Source organism: Rhodococcus sp. no. 34, from assembly GCF_054589475.1.
Genome location: NZ_BAAILK010000041.1, coordinates 524095 through 543542 on the forward strand (window position 1 = coordinate 524095; position 19448 = coordinate 543542).

19 protein-coding genes are annotated in these 19448 nt (G+C 62.6%); 7 read left to right on the forward strand and 12 right to left on the reverse strand.

What is annotated here, in order from left to right:
- Positions 1–220: 220 nt before the first annotated feature.
- Genes ACYP01_RS19855 through ACYP01_RS19865 form a run of 3 tightly spaced genes read right to left on the reverse strand, consistent with a single transcriptional unit; the run spans position 221 to position 2341 of the window.
- A complete protein-coding gene (locus ACYP01_RS19855) occupies positions 221–1444 on the reverse strand; it encodes an O-succinylhomoserine sulfhydrylase (protein WP_172436668.1) in 1224 nt (407 codons plus the stop codon).
- Positions 1441–1869 carry a rhodanese-like domain-containing protein gene (locus ACYP01_RS19860; RefSeq protein ID WP_007726822.1) on the reverse strand — a complete coding sequence of 143 codons (429 nt, stop codon included), beginning with the start codon at positions 1867–1869 and terminating at the stop codon, positions 1441–1443. The genes ACYP01_RS19855 and ACYP01_RS19860 overlap by 4 nt, the downstream gene beginning before the upstream one ends.
- Before the next feature lie 46 nt (positions 1870–1915).
- Positions 1916–2341 carry an Rv0361 family membrane protein gene (locus ACYP01_RS19865; protein ID WP_003944344.1) on the reverse strand — a complete coding sequence of 142 codons (426 nt, stop codon included), beginning with the start codon at positions 2339–2341 and terminating at the stop codon, positions 1916–1918.
- Positions 2342–2571: 230 nt separating this feature from the next.
- On the opposite strand from ACYP01_RS19865, the gene ACYP01_RS19870 reads away from it, so the two are divergent.
- Together ACYP01_RS19870 and ACYP01_RS19875 are read left to right on the forward strand one after the other, a co-directional pair.
- Positions 2572–3969, forward strand: coding sequence for an FAD-dependent oxidoreductase (locus ACYP01_RS19870; RefSeq protein WP_322000140.1), 1398 nt, complete (start codon positions 2572–2574; stop codon positions 3967–3969).
- Between the two features lie 109 nt (positions 3970–4078).
- Positions 4079–4918 carry an amidohydrolase family protein gene (locus ACYP01_RS19875; RefSeq protein WP_223304639.1) on the forward strand — a complete coding sequence of 280 codons (840 nt, stop codon included), beginning with the start codon at positions 4079–4081 and terminating at the stop codon, positions 4916–4918.
- Here the strand turns inward: ACYP01_RS19875 and ACYP01_RS19880 are convergent.
- The 6 genes from ACYP01_RS19880 to ACYP01_RS19905 form a co-directional block, all read right to left on the reverse strand.
- On the reverse strand, positions 4822–5304 hold the full coding sequence (locus ACYP01_RS19880; protein ID WP_019749482.1) for a DUF456 domain-containing protein: 483 nt from the start codon (positions 5302–5304) through the stop codon (positions 4822–4824). The two genes, ACYP01_RS19875 and ACYP01_RS19880, sit on opposite strands and share 97 nt — an antisense overlap.
- A complete protein-coding gene (gene purT, locus ACYP01_RS19885) occupies positions 5301–6536 on the reverse strand; it encodes a formate-dependent phosphoribosylglycinamide formyltransferase (RefSeq protein ID WP_003944342.1) in 1236 nt (411 codons plus the stop codon). Before purT ends, ACYP01_RS19880 begins: the two co-directional genes overlap by 4 nt.
- Positions 6537–6576: 40 nt before the next feature.
- A complete protein-coding gene (locus ACYP01_RS19890) occupies positions 6577–8076 on the reverse strand; it encodes a GGDEF domain-containing protein (RefSeq protein ID WP_459681918.1) in 1500 nt (499 codons plus the stop codon).
- A 240-nt stretch (positions 8077–8316) separates the two neighbouring features.
- Positions 8317–8463, reverse strand: a complete 147-nt coding sequence (locus ACYP01_RS19895) for a hypothetical protein (RefSeq protein ID WP_003944356.1) — start codon at positions 8461–8463, stop codon at positions 8317–8319.
- 362 nt (positions 8464–8825) lie between these two features.
- On the reverse strand, positions 8826–8948 hold the full coding sequence (locus ACYP01_RS19900) for a hypothetical protein (protein WP_019749478.1): 123 nt from the start codon (positions 8946–8948) through the stop codon (positions 8826–8828).
- Between the two features lie 210 nt (positions 8949–9158).
- On the reverse strand, positions 9159–9281 hold the full coding sequence (locus ACYP01_RS19905; RefSeq protein ID WP_003944443.1) for a hypothetical protein: 123 nt from the start codon (positions 9279–9281) through the stop codon (positions 9159–9161).
- 320 nt (positions 9282–9601) lie between these two features.
- Here ACYP01_RS19905 and ACYP01_RS19910 point away from each other — a divergent pair, with 320 nt between their 5' ends.
- From ACYP01_RS19910 to ACYP01_RS19920, 3 genes are all read left to right on the forward strand, one after another.
- The gene (locus tag ACYP01_RS19910; RefSeq protein WP_021333951.1) at positions 9602–11335 is read left to right on the forward strand and encodes an ABC transporter ATP-binding protein; all 1734 of its coding nucleotides are present in this window, start codon (positions 9602–9604) and stop codon (positions 11333–11335) included.
- Positions 11332–13398: an ABC transporter ATP-binding protein gene (locus ACYP01_RS19915; RefSeq protein ID WP_042924214.1), complete on the forward strand. Its 2067-nt coding sequence runs from the start codon at positions 11332–11334 to the stop codon at positions 13396–13398. Before ACYP01_RS19910 ends, ACYP01_RS19915 begins: the two co-directional genes overlap by 4 nt.
- Positions 13399–13505: 107 nt before the next feature.
- Positions 13506–14606 carry a CaiB/BaiF CoA transferase family protein gene (locus ACYP01_RS19920; RefSeq protein ID WP_042924245.1) on the forward strand — a complete coding sequence of 367 codons (1101 nt, stop codon included), beginning with the start codon at positions 13506–13508 and terminating at the stop codon, positions 14604–14606.
- Positions 14607–14666: 60 nt separating this feature from the next.
- On the opposite strand, the gene ACYP01_RS19925 is transcribed toward ACYP01_RS19920, so the two are convergent.
- The gene (locus ACYP01_RS19925; RefSeq protein ID WP_276117150.1) at positions 14667–15770 is read right to left on the reverse strand and encodes a class I SAM-dependent methyltransferase; all 1104 of its coding nucleotides are present in this window, start codon (positions 15768–15770) and stop codon (positions 14667–14669) included.
- 47 nt (positions 15771–15817) lie between these two features.
- The gene (gene yczR, locus ACYP01_RS19930; RefSeq protein WP_459681925.1) at positions 15818–17293 is read right to left on the reverse strand and encodes a MocR-like transcription factor YczR; all 1476 of its coding nucleotides are present in this window, start codon (positions 17291–17293) and stop codon (positions 15818–15820) included.
- Positions 17294–17354: 61 nt separating this feature from the next.
- Here yczR and ACYP01_RS19935 point away from each other — a divergent pair, with 61 nt between their 5' ends.
- Positions 17355–17585: a hypothetical protein gene (locus ACYP01_RS19935; RefSeq protein ID WP_459681927.1), complete on the forward strand. Its 231-nt coding sequence runs from the start codon at positions 17355–17357 to the stop codon at positions 17583–17585.
- 45 nt (positions 17586–17630) lie between these two features.
- Positions 17631–18101, forward strand: a complete 471-nt coding sequence (locus ACYP01_RS19940) for a 5' nucleotidase, NT5C type (RefSeq protein ID WP_459681930.1) — start codon at positions 17631–17633, stop codon at positions 18099–18101.
- Between the two features lie 52 nt (positions 18102–18153).
- Here the strand turns inward: ACYP01_RS19940 and ACYP01_RS19945 are convergent, their stop codons facing one another.
- A complete protein-coding gene (locus tag ACYP01_RS19945) occupies positions 18154–19443 on the reverse strand; it encodes an adenylosuccinate synthase (protein ID WP_003944351.1) in 1290 nt (429 codons plus the stop codon).
- Between the last annotated feature and the right edge of the window lie 5 nt (positions 19444–19448).

The following is a 19448-nucleotide window of genomic DNA, read 5'->3' on the forward strand; positions in this document are numbered from 1 at the left end:
ACGCCGAACCTCATCCCGGTCACGTCGGCATTGAACAACACCGACCTGACGGCGCAGGTGCTGTTCACGATCTACCCGAGCGATACCACCAGCTCAGGACTCACACTGAATACGGCGGCATTGACAATCGATGTCAAGCAATTGGGACTCACGCCCGCGCCGTAGAACGCCTCGCCACGAAGATCGAGGTACGGCGTTCTACGGGTTGCGTTCTACGGGGTCAGCCGAGGGCTCGCTTCAGATCAGCCAACAGATCGGCGGTGTCCTCGAGCCCCACGGACAGACGCACGACGCCATCCGTAATACCCACTGCTGCACGCCCTTCCGGACCCATGGCCCGGTGCGTCGTCGTGGCGGGGTGTGTGATCAAGGACTTGGAGTCACCGAGGTTGTTGGAGATGTCGATGACGCGCAGGCCGTTGAGAACCTCGAATGCCCGCTTCTTGCCCTCACCATCGGGGGCATTGAGCTCGAACGTGACAACGGTTCCGCCACCGCTCATTTGAGACTTCGCGAGCTCGTGCTGCGGGTGCGAAGTCAGGTACGGATACTTGACCCACTTGACGCCGGAGTGCCCTTCGAGGAATTCGGCGATCTCGAGGGCCGAAGCCACGGAGTGCCGAATGCGGACCGGCATCGTCTCGAGGCCCTTGAGCAGTGTCCACGCGTTGAACGGGCTGAGGGCAGGTCCGGTGTGCCGCATCAGTTCTCGAACGGGACCGCTGATGTACTCCTCGGTTCCGAGGATCGCACCACCGAGCACGCGGCCCTGACCGTCGATGTGCTTGGTGCCGGAGTACACAACGACGTCGGCACCCAGATCGAGGCTGCGCTGTAGGAGCGGTGTCGCGAAGACGTTGTCCAGCACTACCTTTGCACCGGCTGCATGAGCAAGCTCCGACACCCGCCGAACGTCGACGAGGGACTGCATCGGGTTGGACGGCGTCTCGAAGAACACCGCCGTGGTGGGCACGGACAGCGCCTCTTCCCACTGCGCGTTGTCCTCGCCGTCGACGAAAACAACCTCGACCCCCCAGCGCGGAAGGATCTCGTTGCACACCACGAAGCAGGATCCGAAGAGGCTGCGCGCGGCAACCAATCGGTCGCCGTTGGCCAACAGTGCGCCCAACGCCGTGAAGACTGCCGACATTCCGCTGGCCGTCGCAAAGCACGCTTCTGCACCTTCGATGAGACGCAGGCGCTCTTCGAACATCTTGACCGTCGGGTTGCCGTAGCGGGAGTAGACAAAATGATCCACTTCGCCGGTGAAGGCTTGTTCGGCGGCTTCTGCACTCTCGTAGACGAATCCGGAGTTGAGGAACAGCGCTTCGGAAGTCTCCTCGAACCCGGTACGCATCAGTCCGCCGCGAACACCGAGAGTGCCGAGACCGACGTCGTCCGGCAGCGCTCGTTGAAATGCGCCACCCTGGGGAATTCCGCTCACTGCTGCCTCCATGGCAAGCCGATGGCCCGCCAACCTACAAGTCCGCGATGTCCGTCGGCACCCAATGCGCCTTCGAACCCGTCGAGCACGTTGTACGACGGGCCGATGCCCGCCGCAGTCGCAGCTTCCGCCGCACCGATGGAACGTTGTCCGGATCGACACAGGAAGATAACCGGACGCTCCGACCCGGAGGAATCAGCAGTGATGCCGGCTTCCTTCAACTGGTCGACGAAGTTGTCATTGCGCGCGCCGGTCGGGTGGCTCACCCATTCGATCAGTGCGGCCTGCTTGCCGAGGGAGGACACATCGGGGACACCGACGTACTTCCACTCCGCATCGGTCCGCACGTCGACCAGCACGGCGTCGGGGTTTTCGCGGAGCAGCTCCCAGGCTTGCTCCGGCGTCAGATCGCCTGCGTAACTCACGTAGTCCATGTTTTCACAAGACTGCCGTGAGCGCCTGAGCGGGCCGTCAGTTGCAGACGACCCAACGGTTGCCGTCACGGGTCAGGGCCCAGGTCGAGACTCGCTCGCCCGCTCCGCCACCGGTGATCGTCACGTCGGCCCGGGCGCGATCGCCGTTGACCGCGACCCCGTCCACACCTTTCAGCTCGACCGTCCCGTCGACGCCGGCCATAGGACCGTTGCTCGAATTGAAGCTCGCGCAGGTCAGGGTCTTGATCGTCTCCGCGTCATTCCGATTCTCGGCATCGACGTAGTCGGTGACGGAACGGCTCACACGATCGGACTCGGTGACGTTGTCCTCGGCCGGCGAGATCCACGACGCTACGAAGATTCCACCCAGGATCAAGGCGACGATGGCGACAGCCAAGAGGAACGGCCCCGCAGACGCCTTCTTGCCATCGATGTTGTCGGATTCGCGCAGCTCGTCACTCATAACGCCAATAGTCCCCCACAACTTGAAATTGTGGCCCGTCAAGGATCAGGCCCCTACCCCGAATACCCGAGACAACGGGAGAATGGGAAGAAAGAATAGGTTTACCCACAACCGATCGAGTGAGAGTGTGGATCCGTTCGGCCGCAACCGAGGCACTGTGCTTAGGTTCGGCTAAATTGGATACTTGTCGATATGTTGTCCGAACTTCGAAGAAGGTAGCTGTCCTCACGATGACTGACTCCAACCGCCCACTCCGGGTCGCGATCGTCGGCGCCGGCCCCGCCGGCATCTACGCCGCCGACGCCCTCATGAAATCCGACACCGCAGTTTCCGGCCGCGGCGTCAGCATCGACCTCTTCGAGCGCATGCCCGCGCCCTTCGGCCTGATTCGTTACGGCGTCGCGCCCGATCATCCGCGCATCAAGGGCATCATCACTGCCCTGCACAAGGTGCTCGACAAGCCTCAGGTACGCCTGCTCGGCAACATCGACTACGGCACCGACATCACCCTCGACGACCTGCAGTCGTTCTACGACGCGGTCATCTTCTCCACCGGCGCCAACGCCGACCGTGCGCTCGGCATCCCGGGTATCGAACTCGACGGCAGCTACGGCGCGGCCGACTTCGTCTCCTGGTACGACGGCCACCCCGACGTACCGCGTACGTGGCCGCTCGAAGCCGAGAAGGTCGCCGTCCTCGGCGTCGGCAACGTTGCACTCGACATCGCCCGCGTTCTCGCCAAGACCGGCGACGAACTGCTGCCGACCGAGATCCCCGCCAACGTCTACGAGGGCCTCAAGAACAACAAGGCCGTCGAGGTTCACGTCTTCGGACGCCGCGGCCCGGCCCAGGCCAAGTTCACGCCTCTCGAACTGCGCGAACTCGACCACTCGCCGACCATCGAGGTCATCGTCGACCCCGAGGACATCGACTACGACGAGGGTTCCGAGCAGGCTCGCCGCAACTCCAAGCAGGTCGATATGGTTGCGAATACGCTGCAGGACTGGGCAATTCGCGACGTCGGAGCCCGTCCTCACAAGCTGTTCCTGCACTTCTTCGAATCTCCCACGGAGATCCTCGGTGAAGACGGCAAAGTCGTCGGCCTGCGCACCGAGCGCACTCAGCTCGACGGCACCGGCAACGTCAAGGGCACCGGCACGTACAAGGACTGGGATGTCCAGGCCGTGTACCGCGCCGTCGGTTACCTCTCGCAGAACGTCACGCAGTTGCCGTTCGACGACCAGGCCGGCACCGTCCCCAACGACGCCGGGCGCGTCGTCGCCGACGACAACGCCGAGGGCGCAGCCCGGTTCATGCCGGCCACCTACGTCACCGGCTGGATCAAGCGCGGCCCCGTCGGCCTCATCGGCCACACCAAGGGTGACGCCAACGAAACCGTCGCGAATCTTCTCGAGGACTCCGTCGACTTCGCGGGCGCCGCGAACCCCGACGAGAACGCCGTCATCGAGTTCCTCGAAGGCAAGCAGGTTCCGTACACGACCTGGCAGGGCTGGTACCGCCTCGACGCGCACGAGCGCAGCCTGGGCGAGCCCGAGGGCCGTGAGCGCATCAAAGTCGTCGAGCGTCACGACATGCTGAAGGCATCCGAGCCCGACCGCGCGAACTGAGTGCGCGGAAGTAACTGAACAGAAGCCCTCCACCGGCCCGACGCGACCCAGGTCACATCGGGCCGGTGGTGTGTGCAGGGACCCAGGGCAACAGGGCAAAATAGACCCCGTGTTTGACGCCCATGTGCATATCATCGACCCGCGCTTCCCGCTGGTCGAGAATCACGGGTACCTGCCTGAGCCCTTCACCGTGGCCGATTACCGGGCCCGGATTGCCTCACTTAAGGGCCTGAGCGTTGACGGCGGCGCGGTGGTGACCGCGTCGTACCAGGGCAATGACCAGGAATACCTGAAAGCTGCCTTGTCCGAACTCGGCGAAGGCTGGGTGGGCGTCACTGCTTTGCCGCTCGATGCGACGGATGAAGACATCGTTGCTCTGGACGCACTGGGAGTACGTGCCGTCCGGTTCAACCTGCGCCGCGGCGCCACCGACCTGCGTCTGCTCGCCGATCTCGCCAACCGCGCTTTCGATCTGGTCGGCTGGCACGCCGAGTTCTACGTCGATGCCACGCTGTTGCTGTCGTTGGAACCGGTCTTCGCCAAATTGCCCGCGGTGAGCATCGACCACTTGGGAATGTCCACCCGCGGACTGCCGTATCTCCTCAACCTCGTCGACCGCGGAGTGCGCGTCAAAGCCACCGGGTTCGGCCGCACCACCATCTCCGACGTCAGCGATGTGCTGCGCCAGATCCACGCGGTCAATCCCGCTGCGCTGATGTTCGGCACCGATCTACCCGGCACACGGGCACGTCGAGCGTTCGAGGTCCACGACCTGGACGTGATCGCCGACGCTGTCGGCGACGACCTGCCCGCGGTCATGTGCGACAACGCCCGCTCCTGGTACCGCTGCGCTCAGGTGAACGCAACGGCTCCCAGCCACAGCCCCGCCGCGATCAGCGCTCCGAACAGTTCCACCAGCATGGACAATCCGACTGCCTTCACCGCGTGAAGCGTCGACGACCAAGCGATGTCGTAACGGCGCAGCCGCGCTAGTTCCGCGAAATACGTTCCGACGATGAATCCGAGGAACAACCCCACGACCGGAATCACGAAGAACCCGATGATGCCGACGACGCCGCCGACCACCACCGACAGGTTGGGCACTCCCCCGGACTTCATCCGCTTGCCCGGCCACGTGTACTTCACGATCCCGGTGACCACCAGTGCCAGCGTGGACAGCGCGAACACCGTCCACGCCGTGGCACCACCGGTCATGATCGCCCACACCAGAATTGCACCGAAAACAAGAAGCGTCCCCGGGAGAATCGGAACGACGACACCGATCAGACCGACCAGGATGACCAGCCCGACGAGGACTTCGGCCACAGGACTCATCCGACGGGACGCACCTTCGACGCGGCTTCGCGAGCACGGTCGCGTGCAGTAGGCACATCGGCGGCCGTCGACACTGCAACACCCATGCGACGACGCGTGAAGCTCTCCGGCTTGCCGAAGAGCCGCAGGTCCGTCTCGGGAACCGCGAGCGCCTCGGCGACGCCGTCGAATCCGATCCCCTTTGCCTCCACTCCGCCGTAGATCACTGCCGACGCTCCCGGAGACGTGAGCGTCGTGTCGACCGGCAAGCCCAGGATCGCGCGAGCATGCAGCTCGAACTCCGAAAGTCGCTGCGTCCGCAGAGTCACCAATCCGGTGTCGTGCGGCCGAGGGCTCACTTCGGAGAAGAAGACGTCGTCGCCCTTCACGAATAGCTCGACGCCGAAGATGCCTCGCCCGCCCAGAGCCGTGGTCACCTTCTCGGCGACGTCTCGGGCCGAGGCGAGGGCAACTGCGGACATCTGCTGCGGCTGCCACGATTCGATATAGTCACCGGCCTCCTGCAGGTGCCCGATCGGCTCGCAGAACGACGTCTCGACCTGACCGCTCTCACCGACGGCGCGAACCGTCAATTGTGTTATCTCGTAATCGAAATCGACAAAACCCTCGACGATCACCCGGCCGTGATTCACACGACCTCCGGCCATCGCGTAATCCCATGCGGCGTCGAGATCTTCGGCGGATCGAACCGTCGACTGTCCCTTCCCCGACGAGGACATGACTGGCTTGATGACGCACGGAAAACCGATTCGGTCTGTCGCTGCCTGTACTTCGGCAAGCGAGTCCGCGAAGGCGTACGGCGAAGTGGGCAGGCCCAACTCCTCGGCCGCGAGCCGACGGATTCCCTCACGGTTCATCGTGAGCTGGGTGGCTCGGGCGGTCGGAATGACCACCGCACCCCCGCGTTCTTCGACGAGTGCAAGCGCATCCGTCGCGATGGCCTCGATCTCGGGAACCACGAAGTGAGGCTTTTCCAACTCGATGACGGCAAGCAGTGCTTCCGGATCGGTCATGTCGACGGTATGAGCACGATGAGCCACCTGGTGCCCAGGGGCATCGGGATACCGATCCACCGCAATCACTTCGACGCCCAGACGCTGCAGCGCGATGACAACTTCCTTACCCAACTCGCCTGATCCCAACATCATCACGCGGATGGAGTTCTCGGTCAGTGGGGTTCCGAATCGGAGCGGAAGCGTCGGCAGGGGCGAAGGCGTCGAATCAAGCTGCATGGGTGCGACTATATGCCAATCCCGATGCAGGTCAGCGCGGTTATCGGCCGTCCACCACACCTTCGCGGCCAAATCCTCGCCGGATCGTTCGGGGTACCGCAGGCTTGCGATAGGTGCGGGTGACAGTGTCCGGCTCGGAATTCCGTTGCGGCACGGTGTCGTTGCCGACGCGGTGCACTTTCACGAGGTTGCGCCCAGCACGCTTGGCGTCGTAGAGAGCCTCGTCTGCGACGCTCATGAGGGTCGCCGGCGTCGCATGATCGACCCACGCGACGCCGACGCTGACGGTGCTCGTCACATCTGATTCGGCCGAGTACTCGACTTGCGCGCCGCGGACCGCCTCGGCGACATCGATTGCTCGCGTGAAGCTGCAGTCCGGAAGCAGAACGGCGAACTCCTCGCCGCCGAGCCTTCCGATCAGATCGCCGTCCGACAATCGGTCAGCGGCCCGCTCGGCGAAGTTCGCGAGAACGCTGTCACCGGTCATATGTCCATGCGTGTCGTTGATGCTCTTGAAGTGGTCCAGGTCGAGCATCAGCAGGCCGACCGGAGATTGTGTGCGAGCCGCGTCGGCAAGTTCCGCTTCCGCGTGGCCGAGGAACGCACCGCGCGAGAGGACCCCGGTCAGATGGTCGAATTCGACGGCAAGGAAGAGCTCACGCTCGGCAGCACGGCGTTCCTCGGTCGCACAGGCAACCGCGATCGGCCCCAACGCGATCAGCGTGACGGCAATGGACGTGATGACGTCCTCGTTCCACGTCGAGGCGGCTTGATCTCCGATGTCGAGTCGACCGCTACCCGCCATCATGAGTGACCACACCGACCAGACCACTGAAACGAAGGCAGTGCTCGGAACCGAGATGCGAGTGGCACACCAGAGGAGAGCTGGAATCGGCAGGACCAGCGCAATCGGCCCTTCGATACTGAGGGCGATCGGCACGCAGGCTGCAGTGGCGAGTAGCGGAACGCTCAGAGCGGCGACAGTTCTGGCGGTCAGTTTCCTGCGGAACTCGGCAAGGCTCGACGGGATGGAGAGAGTGAGAATGAGAGGAAGGACCAGCAGGTACGCCATGACCTCGGTGGCACCCCAGTGGAAAAACGTGTCGGCAAAGGACTGACCGCGTAAGAGCCGGTCCAAGGCGCCGGCCGTGGCCGCGGTACCAGTCGCCGCGACGAACGAGACGAAGACCATCCATACCAGCGACTGCGAATCGACCAATCGGAACGGTGTGCGCTTCAAGTAGTACAGAACGAGAACACCGAGCGTCACTCCGGCGAGGTTGGCCCCGTTCAGCTGCAGGGCAAGCGACAGCGAGTTGCCCGTAATCAGGTCAGCGCAGACGTATCCGACGGCCGCGGCGATCCACGTCCGCCATTCGATCAGGACCGGCCATCTGACCATCATTCCCAGCAGAATGGCGTTGGCGCACCAGAATGTCGCGAGCAAACCTGGTGGGCGCGTGAGGATGCCGATCAACGATGCCGCAAGTACAACGGCCAGCACTAGGAGAAGGCGCAGAAAGCGACTCGTCCCTACCATGCGTCACCTCGCGGTCGGCTACCTCTGAATTCGGGAGCACCGGACGTCGCGGTGACCGTATGCCGATGTCGTCGAACTATCGTACGCAGGTGCTGCCACTCGCAGTTCTGTGTTCACATGCCAAAACGGCAACTGCGAACATCTCCGCAAACGCGGATGCCCTCCGGCCACGACAGTGGACAGAGGGCACCTGCATGCAATCCGATCGGCAGAGCCGAATTGATCTGCCGGAAGGGATGACTACTCGGCGGATCCGCTGGACAGACCCGAGAGTGAACCGGTGGACGAGCCCTCGCCCTCTCCGGACAGCGATTCGGTGGGAACGGACTTGAGGAAAGCTCCGAGCGCGGTGAGCAGGGGTCCGAGGGTGCTGAGTGATCCGAACATAGGAGGTTCTCCTGTATGTGAGGTGGTGTGATGTTCCAGCGCCATTCCGGCCGCAGGCGGTGGCCGATATGGTTCGGGAACTTCTGCCGCACGGATGGCTGAACCGCCCCCCGAACAACATCCCGAGCTGTGATGTAGCGCACTGACTTGGCGCTGCCTGCATTTATAGACCGGCTTTCCATCCTTGTCTAGCTATCTAATAGCTATCAATGCGGACTTTCGGTCACACCTTTACGGATAATTGCAGTTCAAAGCGCAAGTTCACCCTCTAGAATGTCCCATAATGTGATTTCGCTCACAGTGAAGAGCCGAAAAGTGTGGCCCGCAGACAACTGCGAGCCACACTTTCGGACAAACTGGACTTACTTATCGGCCGCCGATCCCGTCCCAGGGGTGAGAGAGCCACCACCGAGTGCCGTGAACAGGTCCTTGAGCACCGGAATGAACGTCTTGACGACGCCGCTAAAGTCTTCGAATGAACCCATGTCGGGCCTCCTTTTGTCGGAATGCAGTTGAGATGAAGTGAGGACCGAGAACTACTCGGCGGCCGAACCGGCCGAACCCGAGCCGTCTGCCGATCCCGCGTTCAACTTGGTCACGAATGCAAGAACGCTCTTGAGGAAGGCGTCGAGATTCTGAATCGAGGTCATGCGACTACTCCTGTGTTGTTTCGGAAGATTTCTCGAGGTCGAACGTCAGGAGTTCGAGCTCGCGGTGTCCAGCCCCTGAAGGGTTTTGAGCATGTTGACCAGGGGAAGAAGCTGGAGAATGCCCCAGCCCATGCCGTTGGCCTTGAGAAGGTTTCCGAGGGATCCCATATGTGACTCCTTGCATGAATATCTATGACGCGGCGCACGTTTTGTTCGCTCCACGTCTTTGTAGCCAAGCTAAATACGTACGTCCAGTTTGTTTCTGTCCAAGCGAAAACGTGACACATTGGATGAATATGTAAACCTGCAGTTCAGGTGCTGTGACCTGAATCCAATCTCGAATTCGAGTGTGTTCGAGATCACAGCCAATTAGGACAAAAGGATGCAATCGTCAGAGTCGGTGCCAACCTCGACCGCGATCTGTCATACCGTGTGCGTGTGATCAATCGCGAACGAGCGGCAACCGAGGCAACTCACCGGGAACCGTCGTGCTAGCAAAACTCCTCAAGACGTACCTGCCGCCGTACCGCTGGTTGCTTGCCGGGGTCCTCGCACTGCAACTCTTCGGGGCCATCGCGTCGTTGGTCCTCCCCACACTCAACGCGCGGATCATCGACGACGGCGTCGCCCGAGGCGACACCGGATTCATCATGTCCACCGGCGGGATCATGCTCCTGGTCTCGCTTGCGTCGATCATCGCGTCGGTCGCATCGACCTATCTGGCTGCAAAATCGTCGATGGGCTTCGGCCACGACGTTCGAGGCGCCTTTTACAAGGCAGTCGGCAGTTTCTCGGATCGCGAATTCAACAGTTTCGGTGCGCCGACGCTGATCACACGCAACACCAACGACGTCCTGCAGATCCAGGCCCTGGTCATGCTGACGTCCTCGATGCTCGTCAGCGCCCCACTTATGTGCATCGGCGGCATCATCATGGCTCTGCGCGAGAACCTGCAGATGTCCTGGCTCCTGACGATTTCGGTACCACTGCTCGGCATCACCGTCTCGGTCGTGGTGGCCAAGCTGATCCCGCATTTCCGGACGATGCAGACGCGGATCGACAACATCAATCGATCACTGCGCGAACAGCTCACCGGTATGCGTGTCATTCGCGCCTTCGTTCGCGAACCCGACGAAACGATCCGCTTCGACAAGGCCAACAAGGAACTGACCGACACTTCGCTCCTCATCGGCCGGTACCAGGCGGTTCTGCTGCCCACCGTCATGTTGATCGCCAACCTGTCGAGCGTCGCGGTGCTGTGGTTCGGCGCGCATCTGGTCGATACCGGAGACATGCAGATCGGCCAGATCAGCGCCTTCCTCGCCTACGTCATGCAGATCCTGATGTCCGTGGTCATGGCGACCATGTTGGCCGTCGTGATCCCCCGCGCGGCCGTGTGTGCCGACCGCATCACCGAGGTACTCGACACCGAGCCGACCGTGCCCGCGCCGGCCCAGCCCCTTCGCCCGACCAGCCCCTACGGCGTTGTCGAGTTCGGTGGAGCCGGATTCACGTATCCGGGAGCTGAAACGCCGGTCCTGTCGAATGTCTCGATGCGATGCATGCCAGGAACGGTCACCGCGATCGTCGGCAGTACCGGTAGTGGCAAATCGACCCTCGTCTCACTCATCCCCCGACTGTTCGACGTCACGGCCGGCGCCGTCTTGGTCGACGGCTTGGACGTCCGTGGCTGGGATCAGGACGAACTCTTCGCCAACTTCGGATACGTGCCCCAGAAGGCCTATCTGTTCGCCGGCACGATCGCGAGCAATATCCGCTACGGAAACCCGACCGCCACCGACGACGACATCTGGGCAGCCCTCACCATCGCCCAGGCAGACGACTTCGTCCGGGAGCTGTCCGACGGTCTCGAGTCACCGATCGCCCAGGGCGGCGGCAATCTCTCGGGCGGACAAAAACAACGTCTCGCCATCGCCAGAGCGGTGGTCCGCAGACCCCGGATCTTCGTCTTCGACGATTCGTTCTCCGCTCTCGACATGCATACGGACGCCGCGGTCCGACGCGAACTCCGGACGGTTTCGACTCATTCGACGGTCATCATCGTGGCTCAGCGCGTCGCGTCCATCATCGATGCCGACCAGATCATGGTCCTCGAAGACGGTGCGCCGGTCGGCCTCGGCGACCATCAGTTCCTTCTGGCCAACTGTCCGACGTACCAAGAGATCGTGGCTTCCCAGATTCCCGCGGAGATGAGCGCATGACCAGCCCGCAGGACCCGACATGGGGCGGCCCCAACAGCCAGTACTTCGACGATGCCCCGACGGTGGTTTTCGCCAAGATCCCGAGCGAACCTGAATCCGCGGACGGGGATGCGAAGTCGAGTAACCCCGAGACCCCCGACAAAGAGCCGAAGCCCGCGCTGACCGCGACGGACACCAAACCTCGCCACTTCAAGGCGACGATGAAGCGGCTTCTCTCGCTTCTGCAGCCGCACAAGTTTGCAGTCTTCTGTGTCGTCGTTGCGACGATCGCCAGCATCGCGCTGTCGGTCGCAGTGCCGAAAATCCTCGGTCACGCGACAGACCTCATCTTCGCCGGGTTCATCGGCAAGAGCCTGCCCGCCGGACTCACCCGCGAGCAGGCCGCAGACGCCATCCGGGCATCAGGGAATTCGACGTTCGCCGATCTTGTCGCCAACTCGACCGACGTCGTTCCCGGTGTGGGTCTGAACTTCGACGCCATCGGCAAAGTCGTCATGCTCGCGATCGGCGTGTACTTGCTCTCGTCGCTGCTTGCCTGGTTGGAAGCATTCCTCCTCAACATCATCGTCCAGAAGACCATCTACAACCTGCGTGCCTCGGTGGAGGCGAAGCTTCACCGTCTCCCCCTTCCGTATTTCGACAAGACACCGCGCGGCGAGATCCTCAGCCGCGTCACCAACGACATCGACAACATCTCGTCGACGCTGTCGTCGACGTTGACCTCGCTCCTGACGTCGGTGCTCACCGTCCTCGGCGTCCTGACGATGATGTTCGTCATCTCTCCGATGCTCGCCCTGATCGCACTGATCGCGGTGCCGGTATCGGTGCTCCTCGTTGCCAGGGTCGCCAAGCGAGCACAGGTGTTGTACAAGGCTCAGTGGACCGAGACGGGCAAGATCAACGCGCAGATCGAGGAGAACTACAGCGGTCGCGACCTGGTACGCGTGTACGGGCATCAGGCCGAAGCCGAGCGTGAATTCGCCGAGCAGAACAAGAAGCTCCTCGACGCGTCCTTCGGCGCACAGTTCCTCTCCAGCCTGATCATGCCGGTCATGAACTTCGTCGGAAACATCACCTACGTGCTGCTCGCTGTGGTCGGCGCTCTCAAGGTCGCCAGCGGCAACATGTCACTCGGTGACGTTCAGGCCTTCATCGTCTATTCGCGCCAGTTCAGCCAGCCACTGACGCAGATCGCGTCCATGTCGACCAGCCTGCAGTCCGGAGCCGCGTCGGCGGAGCGGGTCTTCGAGCTTCTCGACGAACCCGAGCAGTCGCCCGACATCGACGTGCCGCTTCTCCCCGAGCCCGCCGGACGTCATCGCAACGTCGGTCACATCGAGTTCGAGAACGTCTCGTTCCGGTATGAGCCGGACAAGCCGTTGATCGAGAACGTGTACCTCACGGCTCGGCCCGGGCAGATGGTCGCCATCGTCGGGCCCACCGGTGCCGGCAAGACCACCTTGGTCAACCTGCTCATGCGCTTCTACGAAGTCGACTCCGGCCGAATCACTCTCGACGACGTCGACATCTCGCAGATGCGCCGCTCCGACTTGCGCAAGCACGTCGGCATGGTTCTGCAGGACACCTGGCTCTTCGGCGGCACGATTCGCGACAACATCGCATACGGCCGACTCGACGCCAGCGAATACGAGATTCACGAAGCCGCACGCGCTGCCTTCGTCGACCGCTTCATCCACACCCTCCCGGACGGGTACGACACCGTGCTGGACGAGGAGGCGTCGAACATCAGCTCCGGCGAGAAGCAGCTCATCACGATCGCTCGTGCATTCCTGTCGGAGCCGTCGCTGCTGATTCTCGACGAGGCGACGAGCTCGGTCGACACACGTACGGAACAGCTTGTGCAGCAAGCAATGTCCGCGTTGCGCGTCGGGCGGACCAGCTTCATCATCGCGCACCGGCTCTCCACCATCCGTAACGCCGATCTGATCGTCGTGATGGAGTCGGGCAAGATCGTCGAACAGGGCACACACGACGAACTCATCGCAGCGGCGGGCGCGTACTTCCGTCTCTACAACGCTCAGTTCGAGGGTGCCGCCGTCTAGTGATCGGCGCCTCCCTCGGTGGACACAGTGCCCCGGAGCACACCTGATCGATTCGACACGTTACCGTCGGGTCAGAAGTGTTGTCACCGTCTGAATTGGGAGTGCGTGTGTCTGCAGAAGCTGTGGAGAAGAAGGGCCCGCTCGCGGGCATTCGGATCGTGGAATTCGCTGGATTGGGACCGGGCCCGCACGCCGCGACACTGTTGGCGGACATGGGCGCCGACATCGTCATCGTGCAGCGCGCAGGGCAGATTCCGCAAGACTCGAACGCAACCGACCAGATCAAGCGCGGCCGCCGCATCGTCGAGGCCAACCTGAAGGACCCGGCCGACGTCGCGAAAGTGCTCGATCTCCTGGGCCGCGCCGACGTCCTCATCGAGGGTTTCCGCCCCGGCGTCATGGAACGCATGGGACTCGGACCCGACGTGGTCTCGGAGCGCAATCCGCGCCTCGTCTACGCCCGTATGACGGGCTGGGGACAGGAAGGACCGCTCGCCAACGCCGCCGGTCACGACATCAATTACATCTCACTGACCGGTGTCCTCAACGCCATCGGACGCAAGGGTGAACGTCCGGTCCCGCCGCTCAACATGGTCGGCGATTTCGGCGGCGGTTCCATGTTCCTGATCTTCGGCATTCTGTCGGCTCTCGTCGAGCGCTCGACGTCCGGTAAGGGCCAGGTCGTCGACGCGGCAATGGTCGACGGAACCCTCGCGCTCTCCCACATGATGTGGGCATTCCGCGGTCGCGGCGTCTGGTCCGACGAGCGCGGCGTCAATCTCCTCGACACCGGCGCTCCGTTCTACGACACCTACGAGACCTCCGACGGCAAGTACATGGCCGTCGGATCCATCGAACCCCAGTTCTACGCATTGCTGCTCGAGGGCCTCGAACTCGATCCCGCGACGCTCCCTCACCAGATGGACACGTCCAAGTGGGACGACATGAAGAAGCTCTTCACCGAAAAGTTCCTGTCCAAGACTCGCGACGAGTGGGCCAAGATCTTCCTCGGCACCGACGCCTGCGTCTCCCCTGTCCTGACTTTCGCCGAGGCTCCGTCCAACGAACACATCGCGGCTCGCGGTTCGCTCATCGAACTGGACGGCGTCACCCAGCATGCTCCCGCACCGCGCTTCTCGCGCACGCCCACCACGACGCCTGCTGCGCCGGCGCGTGAGGCGACGGATATCGATACGGTCTGGACCTAGGGCCTTCGGCCCCTGTGCGCCTTTTTGGTAGTTACTGCAACCAAAAAGGCGCACGGGGCGTCAGCCCAACCTGTAGAACCTGAACATCTCGTGCTCGATCGGCAGCACGTCCACCCGCTCGAAACCTGCCGCCTTGGCATAGCTTTCGAGTGTCGAGTGCCTCATCACCGTCCCGGTGGCAATGCTCCCCGGATGCGAAAGACTGTCCGGTAAGCAGCAGGTCAGCGAAAATCCGTACAGCAATTGCTCGATCGGACCCGCCTCGGGATCGAACTCATCCGCCGTTCGTTCGTCCATCACGATCACCGGAGCGCCCGGCTGGGCAATCGCCCGAGCCGTGGAAAGAAAACCCACCGGATCCGGAACGTCGTGAAGGCACTCGAAAGCGAAGACGGCGTCGTAGGTCCCGGCATCGGCTCGCCCGGCCTCAGGAGCCTGTCCGGCGACGTCGACCAACGAGAAATGCACGCGGTCGTCCACCCCCCGATCATGAGCGTTACGACGGGCAGCATTCACCGACGCCGCGTCGACGTCGAAGCCGTGCACTTCGATCTTCCTGTATCCGAGGGCGAGCGCGATCGACGACCAGCCCTCCCCCATCCCGAGATCAGCGACCTGCCCGCCGTCCGAAAGTGTGGCGTGCAGGTCGGTGACTACCGGCAGAAACTGCTGACAGAGCTGATGGAGATACATCGGCCGATTCAGTAGCGCTTGACCCTCGCGAGCATCGGGGCCCATCGATTCCCACGTGACTCCCCCACCGTGACGATAAGCGTCGAGTAGACGTGGCATCGACGACGTCGTCGCGACGAACAGCCTCGCCAGCGGCGCCAGGAAAAGAAGGTTCTCGTCGTCCACCAGAACATCGGCGTGGGCCTGCGGCAGGCTGTACCGGCGATCGGCATCCGAATTGACGTCCACATAACCGGCGACGGCCTGCTGCTCGAGCCACTCCCGCGCATATCTTTCGACGGTCCCTGTCCGGTCCGCCAGCTCCGTCGACGTGAGCGGGCCGTGATCGCTCAGCGCGCGGTACCAGCCCAACCGGTCGCCCAGATACACGGCCTGCAGCTCCGATGCCCCGAGCGTGGCCGCGAACAATCGTTCTGCGAGCGCTTCCGCCGCACTGGTTCCCGCTGCGCCTGTACCGTCTACCGCCGTCATGCCCTACCTCCTGGTTTCACACCACTTTCAGGGTGTGTACCCAGTTCTCAGACGACGACCATTCGTTGGTCTGCCGTGTCGCGATCCGTCGCGAGAGTGTCGTACGCAGCGGCGATGGACGCAACGCCGCGAATGAGGTCCTCGGGAGAACGTGCGTACGGCACGCGGATGAATCGTTCGAACGCACCTTCTACGCCGAAACGGGGGCCGGCGGCAAGGAGTACGCCGAAGTTGGGTGCCACCGCCGCCAACGCCGTCGAGACGGGCGCGGACATTCGCATCCAGACCGACATTCCGCCGGAACCGATGGTGGGACGCCAGTCCGGCAGATGCTCGGCCACCGCACCGAGGAGTGCCGCACGCTGTTCTCGCAGAACTTCGCGACGCTGTTCGAGCAACGAGCGGTCGTCGGCGAGCAAGTAGGCGGCTGCCAACTGATCCATGACGGGAGTACCGAGGTCGACCGCGGCACGCGCCCCCACCAACTGGGTGATGAGCGCGGCATCGGCGCGAATCCAACCGACACGTAGCCCGCCCCACAGCGACTTCGCGGTCGAACCGAGCGTCACCACTTCGGTTTTCGCTGCGCCTCGCCCATGTGAGGCGACCGGCGCCGGCGGTGGTGCGTCGAGCCACAGATCCACCATCGTCTCGTCGACGACCAGAGTCATTCGCGTTTCGTGCGCAATCTTCGCAAGCTCGGCGCGGCCGGAAGAGTCCATGCAGAGGCCGGTCGGGTTGTGAAAGTCGGGGATCAGGTATGCCATTCTGGCAGCGGTTTGCCTTGCTGCACTACGGATCCCGTCGAGATCCCAGGCTCCGGCCGCCGCGAACTCCGGTCGGACCGGAACCGGTACGGGCCGAGCGCCGTTTCGCCGAATCGCTTCCAGCGCATTGGGGTACGTCGGATGATCGACCAGCACTCGCTCGCCGGGTGAGGTGAGCACCGACAGCAACAATCGAAGCGCGTGCTGCGCACCCGAGGTCACCATGATCTGTTCGGCGGTGGTGGGCAGACCCCGCGCCGTGTAGCGCTGCGCGATCACGTCACGCAAGTCGGCGATCCCGACCGGTTCCATCCCGTGCGTGGGCAGGAAGTTCGGAAGTTCCTGCAGCGCAGACGCATACGCCAGTTCGACCTGAGCTGCGGGAGCTGCCATCGCCGCGTAACTGAGGTCGACGACGGGTCCACTCGGCCCGGGTTGATGGGAGCGGAACATCAACCCGTTCGGCCGCGCGCCGGCAGGCAATGCCACGGTGCTTCGCGACCCCTGCCTGCTGATCAGGTACCCCTCGTCTCGCAGCACCGAGTACGACGACGTGATCGTGGTTCGACTGAGTTCGAGTACCGCCGCAAGTTCACGCTCACTCGGCAGTGCGACTCCCAGCGGAACGCGACCGTCGTGCACGAGCAGGCGGATACCGTCGGCAAGCGCACGGTACGCGGGCCTGCGTCCGGACTCTTCCTGCCAGGATCCCAGATCGCGCGCAAGCGAACGGGCACCGAGAACTCGAGTCATCATGCAGTCCAGTATCGACAACTTGGCTATGTAACTCAATACCAGTCAAGTTGATCATATGTCCATGACTACCTTCGCAACCCTGATCGGCATCGGACTCTTCGTGGCACTCGTCTACTTCTTCGCGCCCGCTGAAGGTGAAGGTACATACATTCGGTTGGAGCAGTTTCGCCTGGCAGCACCCCTCGGCGGCATCTTCCACGACAATACTTCAGACCGCGAGAACGACGCTGTCAGACCCCCGTGCGATTGTGATCAGGGGGAAGAATTCACTGATCTCAGTCCAGTTGCGTAAAACTGGACTCTTTTCGCACTCAGAAAGTCTCCAGAGAGGGTTCCCATGCCGGCTTCCAAAAAGATTCTCTATATCGATCTCGACAACACCTTGGTCAACTTCCAGTCGGGCATCGATCGCCTGCCCGACAGCGTCCGAGAGAAGTACAAGAACGACCTCGACGAAGCGCCGCACATCTTCTCTCGCATGGATCCTCTCGACGGCGCTATCGACGCCTACCACCAACTGGCACAGCAATTCGACACCTACATCCTCTCGACAGCGCCGTGGAAGAACGCCACAGCCTGGCACGACAAGGTTCTGTGGGTCCAAGAGCACCTCGGAATGGAGGAAGGCAGCGTCGCGTACAAACGTCTGATCCTCTCGCACCACAAACACCTCAATCGGGGCGACTACCTCGTCGACGACCGCGGAGCAAACGGAGCAGATCGATTCGAGGGCGAGTGGATCAAGTTCGGCAGCACCAAGTTTCCCGACTGGAAGACCGTCACCGCACACTTGTCGAAGCTGGCTTGAAACACGAAATCCCCGCTCATGCTTGCATGAGCGGGGATTTCGAGGGAACGAACTAGCGGACGATCTCGCGCCGGACGATCGTCTCGTCGCGGCCGGGGCCGACACCGATGCAGGAGATGAACGCACCCGAAAGCTCTTCGAGACGAAGCACGTAGTTCTGCGCATTCTGCGGCAGTTCCTCGAAGGTGCGAGCCTCCGAGATGTCTTCCCACCAGCCGGGCATCTCTTCGTAGATGGGCTTGGCGTGGTGAATGTCGCTCTGTGACATCGGCATTTCGTCGTGGCGGACACCGTCCACCTCGTACGCGACACAGATCGGCACGGTGTCGAGGCTGCTCAGCACGTCCAGCTTGGTGAGGAAGTAGTCGGTGATGCCGTTGACGCGCGTCGCGTAACGCGCGATGACAGCGTCGAACCATCCCGTACGACGAGCGCGTCCGGTGGTGACACCGACCTCGCCGCCCTGCTTCGCCAGGTATGCGCCGTGATCGTCGAACAGCTCCGTCGGGAACGGACCGGAACCGACACGCGTCGTGTACGCCTTCAGGATGCCGAGCACTGTGGTGATCTTGGTGGGACCGATTCCCGAACCGACCGCCGCACCACCCGAAGTGGGGTTGGACGAGGTCACGTACGGGTACGTGCCGTGGTCGACGTCCAGCAGAGTGCCCTGCGAACCTTCGAGCAGAACGGTCTCGCCGCGCTCGAGGGCGAGGTTGAGCTCCAGGCGCGTGTCCGAGATGCGGTGCTTGAAACCCTCGGCCTGCGTCAGTACCTCTTCGACGACCTGCTGCGGGTCGAGTGCCTTGCGGTTGTAGATCTTGACCAGCACCTGGTTCTTGAATTCGAGTGCTGCTTCGACCTTCTGGGTCAGGATCTTCTCGTCAAGGACGTCCGCGGCACGGACACCGACACGGGCGATCTTGTCCTGGTAGCACGGGCCGATACCGCGGCCGGTCGTGCCGATCTTCTTCGCTCCCAGGAAGCGTTCGGTGACCTTGTCGATGGCCACGTGGTACGGCATGATCAGGTGCGCATCAGCAGAAAGCAGCAGGCGGGACGTGTCCACGCCGCGCTCTTCCAGGCCTGCCAATTCGGTCAACAACACACCCGGGTCGACGACGACACCGTTACCGATGACGTTGTTGACGGCGGGGGTGAGGATTCCGGACGGGATGAGGTGCAGTGCGAACTTGTCACCGTTCGGCAGAACCACGGTGTGTCCGGCGTTGTTACCGCCCTGGTATCGCACGACCCACTGAAGCTGCTCGCCCAGTAGATCTGTAGCTTTGCCCTTACCTTCGTCGCCCCACTGGGCGCCGATCAGGACGATTGCCGGCATGACGT